The organism is Microcoleus sp. AR_TQ3_B6, from assembly GCF_036702785.1.
Classification (GTDB): Bacteria; Cyanobacteriota; Cyanobacteriia; order Cyanobacteriales; family Microcoleaceae; genus Microcoleus.
The window spans coordinates 47,915-60,903 of record NZ_JAUBVJ010000019.1 but is presented as its reverse complement, the minus strand read 5'-3'; the positions used below and the strand labels follow the sequence as shown (position 1 = coordinate 60,903).

Here is a 12,989-nt window from a genome sequence, read left to right as displayed (position 1 = left end):
GCTAGAGAAGTAAAGAAGGGGTAAGGTGCTTAGGGCGTAGCCTACATATAGAGGTTGAAGTCAGTCCTGAATCTCAAATCCCTCCAATTCCAAGGGGAAAATTACAGTGAAGGAAGAGCCAACCCCTACTTCAGAAACTAATTCGATTTTACCTTGCAAGAGGTTGACTAATCGAGCGACAATTGCTAGCCCTAAGCCGGTACTGTCCGGAATGTAAGCTCCCTGGGAGTTGTCTGCCCGAAAATAGGGCATAAAAATCCGATCGCAGTCTTCTGAAGCAATGCCAATTCCTGTATCCGCGATGCAGATACTCCAATGTTTGTCTGACAATAATTGGGTTTTTATGGTAATAGTACCAGCTTGGGTGTAGCGAATGGCGTTGCTCGCCAAGTTGGTGATAATTTGCTGCAAGCGCAAGTAATCTGTCATAACTCGATCGAGAACCGGATCGCACTCAACGACGAGCTCTAAATTTTTTTCTTTCGCCAAAGGCTCGATTATTTGGACAACAGTGCCGATCGCCGATCGCACATTTGTCGCAGTTAGCTGCAATTTTATGCGTCCCGCGTCGTACCGCGTGATTTCGAGAGTATCGTTAATTAATCTAAGTAAGCGTCTGCCGTTGCTGAGGACTTTATCAATATGTGCCAAATTGGGAACAGAATCTTTAAGTCCAGGATTGTTTCTTTGGCGCAAAAACAATTCTGAGTAACCAATAATAGAGGTGAGGGGAGTTTTCAATTCGTGAGCTAAGTGAGATAGATTATCTTGACTGGCGCGAACTAAGCGAGTCAGCTCTTGATTTGTAAGTTGCAATTGGTTTTGCAACTCCTGTAGTTCTTGGAATCTTGCCTGGGTATAGGTTTTGAAACAGTCAGCAATTACTTCGTCGAGGGCACTGTCAATTAAGCGGTAAGCTCGGCTGACTTCAGCGGCTGAGCCTTTTAGCAATTCTGGCTCCAAAGCATCGAAAATTACCCTCCGCAGCAAGCGGTATTCCCGCGCAATTTCTTCGGCATCGTAGCCTTGTTTTGCCCTGACACTCCCGTGGTCTAAACTTTCTTCTATGAGTGTCCGAATGTCGCTTTCTTCTGATTCCGACAGCATAGTTACGATCGCTTGCAGTACGATGGGAAGGCTGTCGCGCACGGAAGTATAGGTGAGTTGCTTGGCGCTTTCGATTTGCTCGTCGGCGCGAACAGCTTCGATCCAGTTTTGGACAATTATATCAATTTTATCTTGTAGAGCTTGGCTAAAATCTATCATGGCCCTTAATATATAAATCAAATCAGCGATCGAATTTTATATCTCTAGGTTAGTGTGAACTAACCTGACGGTCAACTGAGTACAGTTAGACCGCAGGCTTCTTTTTCCTTTTTTTCAAAGGCTTTTTTGAGTGACGGAGTTCCCCCGCCACTTTCGTAACTCAATCCAATCTTCTTTATAAGTTTGGCTGAATTTTCATCTCGATCCAAGGATTCTCCACACAGACAAGAATGCCACCGATCTGATAATTCTTTCGGAACTTTGTTGAGGCAATCCCAGCAATGTTGAGAAGTTCCTTTGGGGTCAACAAATAGAACAGTTTTACCTAACTTCCAAGCAACATATTTGAGAACGCTGGCGAATTGTCCGTGAGCAGCATCAAGCATCGATTTGTTCAAGCCACTTTTTGCTGACTGGCCGTTCGGCAAATAAACCAAATTGCCATTCTCAATGTCAGTTTTAGGCTGGGCGCGTCTAGTTAGATTTTTAACACTCAAGTCTTCAACAACTAAAACTTCACACTTGCTAAGTAACTCATGTGCAGTTTTGAATTGAAAATCTAATCTAGCTCTAGCTACGAACTGATGGAGTTGGGAAATCTTGTCCTTGATAACTTTCCAAGGCTTAGAACCCTTAACTCTATTAGCTAACTTCGCTTGAAGTCTTGCTAATTTCTGGGCCGACTTCCTTAAAAACCTAGGATTCTCAACCCTTTCGCCATTGGATAGGTAAACGTAATTGGTTATTCCCAAATCAATACCAACAGTATTTTCGACCGTCGGTTGAATTTCTGCAACCGTTACGGGAACCGTTTTATCTTCTAGCGTCAGGGAAATATACCACCCATCCGCTTCTGGGATAACTGTACCCGTCTTAACTTTGAACTTTGTTGGTATTGGACGGTGGAAAACCATAGGCACTTGACCTATTTTGGCGAGACTAATACAAATCCTATCTTGCTCGTCCTTGACAATATCTAAGTTATCTAGTTGAGGATAAGTGAAGGATTTGTAGTAGTGAAGCCCTTTGAATCTGGGCTTCCCTCTACGATTGCCGTTTTTATCGGGCGTGGTGAAATTTGAAAAGGAAGTTTCAACTCTGTTGACGACATCTTGCAAAACCTGAGAATCCAACGCTTTGTAGTCATGAAATAGTTTTTTGGTGTTTTTTAGGTCGGCAAGTTGTATCGTTTGCCACTGTACATATCCGCCTTCAAGGTTCGATAAAACATCACCTTTCTTAGTCAAAGAATTGCCTGACTCATCCTTTTTTCTGCCGTCCCTAGTTTGCACCCTAGTTAAGGGAATATTTTGATAAATTTCCTCAATCGGGACTATCGAAACAATCAATGGGCAGGCGTTGATAGGTGTTCTCGTTGCTTCCCACCACCTAAATCTTTCGCCGAATCGGTAGTTGTACTGCCGACGGCAGAGTTCTAAATGAGCCACAATAGTTGTTAGTTGGGCTTTTGTGGGTTTGAGGCGGTATTTGTACGTGAGTTGCATTTTTTAACTTCCTTTTTTCGACCTACCTTAATGTACCATTTCTTTTGATTTAATGTTGAGAAAGTACATCAAAATTAAAGGTACTCGCAATGTCTAATTGTCGGTTTCCGTCCGCGACACCCGACGCTTCTGGAGATCCCTACGGTAATTTATTCGGGGTACTTCGCGCAGCGCTCAGATTAATCCCCTCTAAATATACCGAGGGACTTCCCGGCTGGTTGTTAACAATTAACTTTTTGAATTTTCTCTCAACTTTTGAGCTTCGCCGATCGCCAATAGCTATTTCTAAAAAAGTATTGACAAATTTCCACGTTCGTGCTAGCTTAAGTGAAATTGGCTTAAAAAGTCAAGCCTAATCCAGCAGGGCGCGCTCAAACCAAGCGTGTGGTTGGAGCGGAGGAACCAATTTTCGGGGCGAATCTCTACAGAATTAAAAAGCAAAATTAAAAATTGCCAAATTAGAGTGTAATTTGTGATTTTGAAATCTCAGGAGAAGGACATCTCTCAGTCCTAGCCCGTCAGCTAACTTCGCAGGCATTGAGAAGAGACTGAAAAGCCAAATTTCTGAAAAAGATAGTTTGGCTTCGTCAGTGTCTCAGGTTGGTATTGTTCAAGATTCTTGTACCTGCCCTGACTCTGAAGGAGATTGAAATGTTAATACAGCTTAATTTATCTGCGATCGCACTTGCAGGAGTTGCAGCGTGGAAGCGTGTAAAACCCGTGGTGATCCGAGATGCTGTTTTGTTACCTGCTGCGGGTTTTTTAGGAATTCTTGGCTTGTGGTGGATTGTTGCCAGCTTCAACAGCGATTTGATACCCACTCCGTATCAGGCATTAATAGCTAATTTTGATTACATATTGCATCCATTTTACCAGCGCGGGCCTGGAGATTTAGGCATTGGCTGGCTGCTGCTAGCGAGTTTGCGCCGGGTGTTGGTGGGATTTTTCTTGGGTGCAGCAGTTGCGATTCCCCTGGGATTTCTCATCGGGATGTCGAAACCGGCAATGATGGCGCTCAATCCGCTGATTCAAATCTTCAAACCGGTGTCCCCGCTAGCTTGGCTGCCCATAGCTCTATCAATTTTTAATTTAGCAGAGCCGTCAGCAATTTTTGTCATATTCATCACGTCCTTGTGGCCGACAATTATCAACACAGCTTTGGGAGTTTCTAGCGTTTCCCAGGATTATCTGGATGTGGCGCGAGTGTTAGAAATGCCGCGCTGGAGGCGGATTACCAAGATAATTTGGCCGGCGAGTTTGCCATACATATTTACAGGTTTGCGGATTAGTTTGGGGATTGCTTGGCTGGTGATTGTGGCCGTGGAAATGCTCACAGGCGGTGTAGGAATTGGCTTTTTTGTCTGGGATGAGTGGAGCCGTTTGAATCTGAGTTCAGTATTTTTAGCGGTGTTTGTAATCGGCTTAACTGGATTGTTGCTCGACGCTGCAGTGGACAAAGTTCAGGAATTAGTAACGCATAGATCGATCAAGAGCCATTAATCATCAGTCATCAGTCATCCTCATCTCTTGAAATTATCTGCGTTTATCTGTGTTTATCTGCCTTAAATCTGCGGTTGCTCTATCGAGCAAAGATTTATGCAATAGCTCGTCTATTAGTCATTGCCAATCTAAAAACTAAAATGGTATGAGTGACAACTTTTCCAATGAATGGAACCGCCGAGAGTTTTTGCAAGGAATCGGAATGGCGGCGGCGGGAATGGCTTTATCTGGTTGTGCAATTAGCGCGGATCGATCGGCAAAAGGACTCACAGAAGAAGCCTCAGCCGTAAAGCCGATCGTCGATTCCCGAACCTTAGAAAAACCAAATTTAACCGTAGGATACGTGCCGGTTAACGATTGTGCGCCATTTGCGATCGCCTGGAAAAAAGGCTTTTTCCGCAAATACGGTTTAAACGTCCGACTCAACCGCGAAGCAAGCTGGGCAACCTCCCGCGACGGCATCATCTTCGGCCGCCTCGACGCCTCCCCAGTCGTATCCGGCGCCGTCACAAACGCCCGAATTGGCGCCGAAGGAGCGCGGCACGCACCCCTGTGCGCGGCAATGACAATTCACCGCCACGGCAACGCCATGACCATGAACAAAGCTATGTGGGATTTCGGTTTGCGCCCGTGGCACGAATACAGCGGCAATTTGGAAGAATTTGGCAAACAATTTCGAGCCTTTTTTGACAGTCAGCCAGCGGAAAACAGGGTTTGGGCAGTGGTTCTGAGTTCTGCGATTTACGAATACTTTGTCCGCTACATATCGGCGGCTGCCGGTGTCGATCCGTTCAAAGAATTTCGGGTAATTATTGTGCCGCCGCCGCAGATGGTAACAAACATCAGGATTGGCGCCATGCAGGCTTACATGGTAGCCGAACCTTGGAATACGCGGGCAATTCAAGGCAATTTGGGAGTGGGTTTTACCTTCGTGCAAGGCAAAGAAGTTTGGCTGGGACATCCCGATCGCCTTTTGGGAGTAATGCAATCTTTCATTGAGGAAAATCCGAAGACTTATTCCTCGCTAGTTAAGGCAATGGTGGAAGCTTGTCAGTATTGCAGCAAGCCGGAAAATCGCAGTGAAATATCGGCGCTGCTGACTGAGCGGTCGTTTACGGGGGCGAAACCGAAAAAAGGGGCGATCGACAAATTTACGCGACCGGCAATAGTTGGCGACTACAACTATGGAGGGTTTGACGGAAAAGACCGCACCCTACAATCGTCCGATGCAACTATTTTCTATGACATTCCTAATAATTTGCCTCAAATACCGGGAAATCATTCAACATTTATGTGGCAGTCTCAAAGTCTGTGGTTGATGACTCAAGCCGCGCGCTGGGGACAGATTAAGGAAGTGCCAAAAAATGCTGAGGAATTAGCTAAAAAAGCTTGGAGAACCGACCTTTACCGCAAGATTGTTGCCGAAATGGGAATCGATTGTCCCCAGGAGGATTACAAAGTGGAACCTGCAGAACATTTCATTGATAAAAAGGCATTCGATCCTAGCGATCTGGTGGGTTATTTGAAGAGTTTTGAAATTCGAGCCAACCGCCCTCAGTCTTTTTTTCAGTCTTAATGTTTGAGATGTTGCGCTTTTCCTAATGTCCCGCCAGGGACTTAAGTCCCTGGCTAATAGCTAAAGTCGGTTGAAACCGACTGCCCAATTTTAGGATTTAGGCAATAGCCAGAAAAGTCAATTAACACTTTACTACTTTTTAGGAGAATACCGTGAGTCAATACACCTCTACTTCTACCAGTCCCAAAAATTCCGTCAAGAGCGATCGTCTATTTCTGGAAATAGAGAATTTGTTCAAGTCTTACAAAAATGGTGACGGTACAGAATTTAGCGTCTTGGAAAATATCAATTTAAGTATTGGAGAAAACGAATTTATTTCGGTAATCGGTCACTCTGGCTGTGGCAAATCAACGCTGCTAAAAATAGTGGCAGGTTTGGAAAGACAGAGCGACGGACTGGTGACACTGGAAGGAAAAGAAATTCGCAAACCGGGAGCCGATCGCATGATGGTATTTCAGCACTACGGATTGCTGCCTTGGCTGACGGTGCGGGAAAATATTCGGCTGGCAGTTGATGAAGTTTTGCAAAGTCTCAGCCGTTCCGAGAAGATTAGTCTTGTCAACGAACACCTAGCAATGGTAAACTTAACAGCAGCAGCCGACAAATATCCAGATGAAATTTCAGGAGGCATGAAACAGCGGGTTGGGATTGCGCGAGCTTTGGCGATTAGACCGAAAATGTTATTAATGGACGAACCGTTTGGAGCGCTGGATGCTCTGACTCGCGGCAAGTTGCAGAAACAGGTGCTGGATATCTGGGAAAATCGCAGACAAGCTGCAATGATGATTACTCACGATGTGGATGAAGCTATATATATGTCCGATCGCATTGTGCTGATGACAAACGGTCCGGCTGCGACGATAGGTGAAATTTTGTCAGTGCCCTTTGCGCACCCGCGCGATCGCCAGGAGTTGCGGGAATCTCAGGATTATTACGAACTGCGCAACTATGCTTTGAATTTTCTCGATCGCTACTTTACCCAAGACGAATAACGCCCGACGGACAGACAAAACAATTTACTTAAGAGAGGTCAAGCCTGTGAATCTCAAAACAATGTTAGCACGTTTTGAAAGTGCATTGGGATACCAAAACTTAGCAGAAGAAATGGTGTTGCTGCCGGAGCCACAAGGGCAAAGTGCTAAGAAATCAAAAGCTACAAAACAGGCAAAAACAATCAATTTTATTGTTGGTTACAACAGTTCTCCCAAAAGTCAAACAGCTCTGGACATTACCCTTTGGATTGCACATCAAACTCGTTTAGTAACAACTCAAGAAGTCACAGTTCAAGTCGTCTACGTGATTGACGAAGCGCCCAAAACTTACGGCGAAGATACTGGCAAATTTGCTGTGGCAAATGCCTTGGCTGCCAAGGCGAAAGTGTCGGATTTAGAAGAAACATTTGTTCTGAATTGTGCAGCGCCTGCGATCGCTTTACCTCCGACAGAAATCTCATCATTATCGCAGCGAAAAAATTGGATTGAGCCGCCTTATTTCCCAGCAATTTTTGGTCAAAATAATGAGTACGAGGTAGCAGATAGGTTGCTGTGGCAAGCGCGCTGTTTGGCTGAGGAATGGCGCGGTTTATTCAAAGCTCATTTGCGCATCGGGCGGGTTGCTACAGAACTGAGAAATGTGGTTGAATTAGAATCAGCAAATTTACTGTTCTTGGGCTGCGATTCCGGCAACCACTCGCTGGTTAGGGAACTAGGCAATGATTTTCCGTGCTGCGTGCTCGGGATTCCTGCGGCACTCAGCTATCAGATGGATGTTCAGCCTGAAGAAAGTGTGAGCAAGTTGCAGTTGGCTACAGCTATGTCGGCACATTAAACTTGTGGAGCACTTAGGCAAAACTTCTATATGTAAGGTGCGCCCTGCGCACCCTACCGCTATAAAGTCGCGCGCCAAACCTGATTTTTGCCTTAGTGCTAAGTCTATGAAAAATTAAAAGGAGTTTCCTCGCTCGAAGTCCCAATTACGATACAATTAGGACTTTTTTTCATTGTTGAGATTTTTAAAATTAGAGTCAACGAAATTATCCGCACTTACCTGATCATAGACAATTCGTTAACTAATTTGATCTTTCCCCGGCACACAGAGCGCAGCAGCCTATCTATCGAGCGTTTGTCTTCCTCACTCAAAGTTTCGTCAAAAATAGCAGCCATCAGACCGTAGCGATCGGCTAGAGTAATATAGCCATTATGATTCACTTCGGCAAACAGCTCGCCCAAAGCAGATGGAATCAGATTGACAGGACTTTGCATAGTAATTGACTCTCTCACTCGAAGATAGCGCGATCGGACGTTTTGCGGTAGCCTATGCCGATCGCACATTCAGATTTTAGCGTGCGATCGCCTTAAAAGCGGTGACCATAAACAGCAAAAAAGTGTGATAGTTAAAAGCAAATTTTGTGAACGAAATCACATTCAATATGTACGAATTATGCTACCACTTGCAGTTTGGTTTTAGCCAAGACAGAGCAACTGCCAACTTAATTTCTTCTAAAGATTATAAATCGGCACTTCCTCCACAGGTTCAGCTAACTCAAACTTAAACACCCGGGAATAGAAATAAAATTCGCCGTCAAGAGTTCTTTTGATATTTTCAGCGCGGCGAAAACCGTGCTGTTCCCCTTCATAAGCAACATAAGCCACCGGCAAACCTTTAGCTTTCAATATGTCTACCATCATTTCCGCTTGATTGGGCGGCACCACTTTATCTTCTAATCCTTGAAAAAAGATAACGGGACAAGATAAACGTTCGGCGGAATGAATCGGCGAACGAGCCACATACAAATCTTTTCTTTCAGGATAAAGCCCGATTAATCCATCCAGATAGCGCGCTTCAAATTTGTGAGTATCCGTTGCCAAAGCTTCCAAATCGCTAACTCCATAATAGCTCGCACCGGCCTTAAACACATCGCGGAAAGTAAGAGCGCACAGAGTAGTGTACCCCCCTGCACTGCCTCCGGCGATCGCCATTCTTTCGCCATCAACTAAACCTTTTTGAGCTAAATATTTAGCACCGTTAGCGCAGTCGTCAACATCGACAATTCCCCAACTATCTTGCAGTCTTTTTCTGTATTCTCGGCCGTAACCAGTGCTGCCGCCGTAATTAACATCGAGTACAGCAAAACCGCGACTCGTCCAATATTGAATTTTCAAATTCATGCTGCTAGAAGTAGCAGCAGTTGGGCCGCCGTGACTTTTGACGACAAGCGGCGGTTTTTCACCTGCAGGTGCTGCGAAATCTTGATTTTTCGGGGGATAGAAGAAACCGAAAGCAGTCAAATTGTTTTCCGTGGGAAACTCGATAGGTTCCGGTACAGAAAGATAACCAGGATTGATGCTTAAATTGCTCGATTTGCGCAATATTTCTAGTTGATTAGTTGCTAAATTCAGTTGTACAATAGCAGTCGATTCAGTCGGCGACCCTGCCAGAAAAACCACTATTTGTCCCTGCGCTTTGACCGACGAAATATCAGTGTAAGGCGTCTCAATTGTTGTCAAATGCTTAGTCGTTAAATCGAGACTCCCTAAATACCACTTGCCTTGCTGAGTGTAGGTGCAAATAATTTTGCTTTCCGAGACAACGGCATAAGTAGACATTCCAAAAACCCACTGGGGAAGTCCGAATTCAGCCGCCATTTCGCACAAGCTGGTTTCTAATTCGGCTTCCCCCTTTACCAAGGGGGAATTGAGGGGGGTTCTAGATTGCCAGCGGTAGAAATTCCACCAGTTAGACTTGTCAGAAACAAAATACAAAACTCCATCTGGCGACCATTCCGGTTGAAAAATCGACTCATCAACCCCGCCAGCAACTAAGTATTTTTCCCCCAAAGAACCGTCAGCATTAATTTGTGCCACCCACAATTCTGTGCCATCCCACGGCATATTTGGATGGTTCCAACAAATCCAGGAAAGTAGAGAACCGTCGGGACTTAAACGAGGGGAAGCATAAAAATCATTGCCCTGAGTTAAGATTTGAATATCTTCGCCGTTATCTAAATTAATGCTAACAATAGTATTGACAGGTTCGCCCTCATCGGCATGGTCTTCGCGCACGCAAATCAGGCGATTTCTCTGCTTGTCAACTATCGCATCTGCATAGCGAGAATTAGCAGCAGGTGTCAGAGGTTGGGGCTGAGAATCTAATGCTTGAGAATAAATACGTTGGTCGGCAAAATGAGAAAAATAGACAACACCGCCAGCAACTGCAAAGGAAGCGCCGCCGTATTCGTGAACGCGAGTGCGAACATTAAAAGGATGGGGTGTCACGTCGTTAATTGTACCGTCAGGAGTGCGCCGCACGAGGACGCTTCTTCCCGCTTCCGAAGGCCTTCCCTCAACCCAGTAAATATCATCGCCGTCAATAGCAATTTGTCCGAGTCCGACAGTTCCAGAAACAATTAAATCGGAAGAAATAGGTGATTTCCAAGAGCCGTAAGGTGATACTGTGGTCATATAGAATACTCAATGATTTGTGAATGAGGCTTTTTTTACGAACGCTTTCGGCGCGTTAGGCGAAGCCGCGCGCAAGCGCTAGGACACAAAGGAATATAAGAAAGAGAGGGGTTTATAGATGATTTAGGCTTGTTATAGTTGAGACAGTGGTATTTGTGGGAATAAATAATTTTATATTTGTACTTTACACTAATTCAGTCACCGGGGAAGCAAAATGTCGAAAAAACTTGTACTCATGGATCACGACGGTGCAGTTGACGACTATCTCTCAGTTGTGTTGCTGATGACAATGGAGGAAGTGGAAACTCTGGGAGTAATTGTAACTCCTGCGGACTGCTACATTCAACCGGCGGTGAGTGCAACGCGCAAAATCCTCGATTTGATGGGGCGTTCAGAAGTTCCGGTGGCGGCGAGTACGGTGCGGGGACTCAACCCATTTCCGGTGTTATTTCGGCGAGATTCCTTTGCGTGCGATCGACTTCCCATTCTAAATCAAAAAGGAACCATTGACACGCCGTTAATATCAGAACCCGGACAAAACTTTATGGTGCGAGTTTTGCGGGATGCAGCCGTACCAGTCACATTAATGGTAACGGGGCCGTTAACAACAGTAGCGCAAGCTTTAGATATCGCGCCAGAAATTGAAAGCAAAATTCAAGAAATTGTCTGGATGGGAGGGGCCCTCAATGTTATCGGCAATGTTAGCAAAGATATGGAACCCGGACAAGATATGTCGGCGGAATGGAATGCTTACTGGGATCCGATAGCAATCGAGAGAATTTGGCAAACCCAAATTCCGGTTGTCATGTGTCCTTTAGATATCACGAATAATGTACCGCTGACTGTAGAATTTTCCAATCTCTTAGCAAAACAGCGCAAATATCCAATTTCCGACTTGGCAGGACAGTGTTATGCCCTAGCAATATCTCAAGATTACTATTTTTGGGACATTTTGGCAACCGCTTATTTAGCGCATCCCGAATTTTACCAGCTGCGAGAGTGGGAAACAGAAATTATTACCGAAGGTATCAGCCAAGGACGCACAAAACTTAAAATAGGAGGGCGAAAAATTCAAGCAATGGATAAAGTAGACACAGCCAAATTTTACAATTACATATTACAACAGTGGGCGAGGTAAAAATCACCATATCTGCTAGAAGCGAGCAAAATTTCCGTATAAAACCCGCCATGGTACGAATATTTACGTGCTCTTCTCTTCCCTCTCTTCCTCTGCGCCCTCTGCGCCCTCTGCGGTAAAAAAAACTCATCTCAAAAATGAAAAGCCTCAAAAAATGCTGCCAATCCTATCAATTATCCCCTTAGCCCAAACCCCTCCCGCACCTCCAGAAATTGTCCAAATCCAAGAAGTGCGACCTCTCCCCGGACAGTTAGACAACATACCAGTATTTAACAGCAACAGTCCCGAATTAGTGCTGCAAGAAGGAATTTTACTTTCGACATTTCCCCCGGATGGTAAAAGATTTCCGGCGGCACATTTAAACTTTCCGTTTCAAGGACGTTTCGACATATTTGCCCACCACATAGCCCGCGCACCTTCGCCGGAAGATTTGCGAACATTGTATCAAGGAGTAATTGTTTATAATCCGGGCAATAAACCTGTAACATTAGATATATTGCAAGCTGCGAGTTATCTCAGTCAACCCGATGCACCTTTTATTGAATTGCCGCCGCAAGTCGATAATTCAAACAGTAATATTTATGCGGGGCCGGGAAGTCGCGCTGTGAATGATATTCTGAGAGGAAGGAGACAGGCTGACTTTGAACCTGGATTAATTATTCCACCGGGAAAAAGCCAATTGTTGATGAATCATCCGATACCGGTGCGGGGATTGGTACCGCCGCTAAACGGTCGATCGACCTTGATGCGGTTGCGCAGCGATGGTATAGTCTATGTTGCCAGTCTGGCGATGTTTGCCCGAGTTGACGCACAGGGAAACGAGCGATCGCCCGACCAGACAGAATGGCAAAACTTATTAGACAATGGTAATATAGCCGGGCCGCGCGATCGAACTCCCACACCGCCGGAAATCACCGAAGGTCAAGTAATTTACGGCCGAGTTTCCGGTGTAGCATTAGGTTCACAATGGCGAGCACTTATCTCAGACAACCAAGCCACATTAAACCTAGCAATTCCCCAACCCGGAACAGCATTTTCCTACCCATTAAGCACCCTCCCGCGCGGAATGCTGGGCACAAATCAAGTGCAAAGTGCGAGGATGTTAGTCCGCTACCCAGATACAGCATACCGCGCCCACGGCAATTACGGAATTCAATACAATCTCAGCTTGCCGCTGTACAATTCTACCAGCAAAAATCAAACTGTAACTGTCGCGATTCAAACTCCTATTAAGACAGACAAATTAACTTCAGGAGGACTTAGTTTTTTAGAACCTCCGGCACCTCAAACTTTTTTTAGGGGGACGGTCAGAGTGCGCTATACTGATGACAGTAAAGTGCCTCAAACTCGCTACGTGCATTTAGTCCAGCGGCGGGGACAGCAGGGGGAACCTTTGGTAAAACTAGAGATGAAATCGGGAGAAAAGCGACTTGTAGAAGTGGATTTTATTTATCCGCCCGATGCGTCGCCGCCGCAAGTTTTGACAGTGAAAACAAATTAAATTTGAGCTGCTGCTACTACTAGGCAGATGCCTACAAATACAA

11 protein-coding genes and 1 riboswitch are annotated in these 12,989 nt (G+C 45.2%); of the genes, 7 read left to right on the top strand and 4 right to left on the bottom strand.

The features are described 5' to 3' along the window. Window positions 1–60 precede the first annotated feature (60 nt). Window positions 61–1,266 carry a sensor histidine kinase gene (locus tag QUB56_RS12150; protein WP_332955421.1) on the bottom strand — a complete coding sequence of 402 codons (1,206 nt, stop codon included), beginning with the start codon at window positions 1,264–1,266 and terminating at the stop codon, window positions 61–63. Window positions 1,267–1,337: 71 nt separating this feature from the next. Continuing rightward, window positions 1,338–2,771 carry a transposase gene (locus tag QUB56_RS12145; protein ID WP_332955420.1) on the bottom strand — a complete coding sequence of 478 codons (1,434 nt, stop codon included), beginning with the start codon at window positions 2,769–2,771 and terminating at the stop codon, window positions 1,338–1,340. An 89-nt stretch (window positions 2,772–2,860) separates the two neighbouring features. On the opposite strand from QUB56_RS12145, the gene QUB56_RS12140 reads away from it, so the two are divergent. The 5 genes from QUB56_RS12140 (at window position 2,861) to QUB56_RS12120 (ending at window position 7,674) form a co-directional block, all read left to right on the top strand. Beyond that, the gene (locus QUB56_RS12140; protein ID WP_332955419.1) at window positions 2,861–3,127 is read left to right on the top strand and encodes a hypothetical protein; all 267 of its coding nucleotides are present in this window, start codon (window positions 2,861–2,863) and stop codon (window positions 3,125–3,127) included. Next, a riboswitch (cyclic di-AMP (ydaO/yuaA leader) is annotated at window positions 3,111–3,323 on the top strand. (Overlaps the previous gene by 17 nt.) A gap of 99 nt (window positions 3,324–3,422) precedes the next feature. After that, entirely contained in the window at window positions 3,423–4,271 is an 849-nt protein-coding gene (gene ntrB, locus QUB56_RS12135) for a nitrate ABC transporter permease (protein WP_332955418.1), read from the top strand. A 145-nt stretch (window positions 4,272–4,416) separates the two neighbouring features. Continuing rightward, window positions 4,417–5,847, top strand: coding sequence for an ABC transporter substrate-binding protein (locus QUB56_RS12130; protein ID WP_332955416.1), 1,431 nt, complete (start codon window positions 4,417–4,419; stop codon window positions 5,845–5,847). A 152-nt stretch (window positions 5,848–5,999) separates the two neighbouring features. Continuing rightward, window positions 6,000–6,839, top strand: a complete 840-nt coding sequence (locus tag QUB56_RS12125) for a nitrate ABC transporter ATP-binding protein (RefSeq protein WP_332955414.1) — start codon at window positions 6,000–6,002, stop codon at window positions 6,837–6,839. Window positions 6,840–6,885: 46 nt separating this feature from the next. Continuing rightward, window positions 6,886–7,674: a universal stress protein gene (locus tag QUB56_RS12120; protein WP_332955413.1), complete on the top strand. Its 789-nt coding sequence runs from the start codon at window positions 6,886–6,888 to the stop codon at window positions 7,672–7,674. Between the two features lie 215 nt (window positions 7,675–7,889). Here QUB56_RS12120 and QUB56_RS12115 read toward each other — a convergent pair whose 3' ends face one another. Then, window positions 7,890–8,108, bottom strand: a complete 219-nt coding sequence (locus QUB56_RS12115) for a hypothetical protein (RefSeq protein ID WP_332955410.1) — start codon at window positions 8,106–8,108, stop codon at window positions 7,890–7,892. Between the two features lie 237 nt (window positions 8,109–8,345). Further along, window positions 8,346–10,307, bottom strand: coding sequence for a S9 family peptidase (locus QUB56_RS12110; protein WP_332955408.1), 1,962 nt, complete (start codon window positions 10,305–10,307; stop codon window positions 8,346–8,348). A gap of 214 nt (window positions 10,308–10,521) precedes the next feature. Here QUB56_RS12110 and QUB56_RS12105 point away from each other — a divergent pair, with 214 nt between their 5' ends. Both QUB56_RS12105 and QUB56_RS12100 read left to right on the top strand, forming a co-directional pair. Beyond that, window positions 10,522–11,445, top strand: a complete 924-nt coding sequence (locus QUB56_RS12105) for a nucleoside hydrolase (RefSeq protein WP_332955407.1) — start codon at window positions 10,522–10,524, stop codon at window positions 11,443–11,445. Between the two features lie 154 nt (window positions 11,446–11,599). Next, window positions 11,600–12,946, top strand: a complete 1,347-nt coding sequence (locus tag QUB56_RS12100) for a DUF3370 domain-containing protein (RefSeq protein WP_332955406.1) — start codon at window positions 11,600–11,602, stop codon at window positions 12,944–12,946. The last annotated feature ends 43 nt before the right edge of the window (window positions 12,947–12,989 follow it).

What these genes read in the sequence shown, in the direction of transcription:
- QUB56_RS12105 (WP_332955407.1), top strand. Translation starts at nt 10,522, where the DNA reads ATGTCGAAAAAACTTGTACTCATGGATCACGACGGTGCAGTTGACGAC.
- QUB56_RS12130 (WP_332955416.1), top strand. Translation starts at nt 4,417, where the DNA reads ATGAGTGACAACTTTTCCAATGAATGGAACCGCCGAGAGTTTTTGCAA.
- QUB56_RS12140 (WP_332955419.1), top strand. Translation starts at nt 2,861, where the DNA reads ATGTCTAATTGTCGGTTTCCGTCCGCGACACCCGACGCTTCTGGAGAT.
- QUB56_RS12145 (WP_332955420.1), bottom strand. Translation starts at nt 2,771, where the DNA reads ATGCAACTCACGTACAAATACCGCCTCAAACCCACAAAAGCCCAACTA.
- QUB56_RS12110 (WP_332955408.1), bottom strand. Translation starts at nt 10,307, where the DNA reads ATGACCACAGTATCACCTTACGGCTCTTGGAAATCACCTATTTCTTCC.
- QUB56_RS12115 (WP_332955410.1), bottom strand. Translation starts at nt 8,108, where the DNA reads ATGCAAAGTCCTGTCAATCTGATTCCATCTGCTTTGGGCGAGCTGTTT.
- ntrB (WP_332955418.1), top strand. Translation starts at nt 3,423, where the DNA reads ATGTTAATACAGCTTAATTTATCTGCGATCGCACTTGCAGGAGTTGCA.
- QUB56_RS12100 (WP_332955406.1), top strand. Translation starts at nt 11,600, where the DNA reads ATGCTGCCAATCCTATCAATTATCCCCTTAGCCCAAACCCCTCCCGCA.
- QUB56_RS12150 (WP_332955421.1), bottom strand. Translation starts at nt 1,266, where the DNA reads ATGATAGATTTTAGCCAAGCTCTACAAGATAAAATTGATATAATTGTC.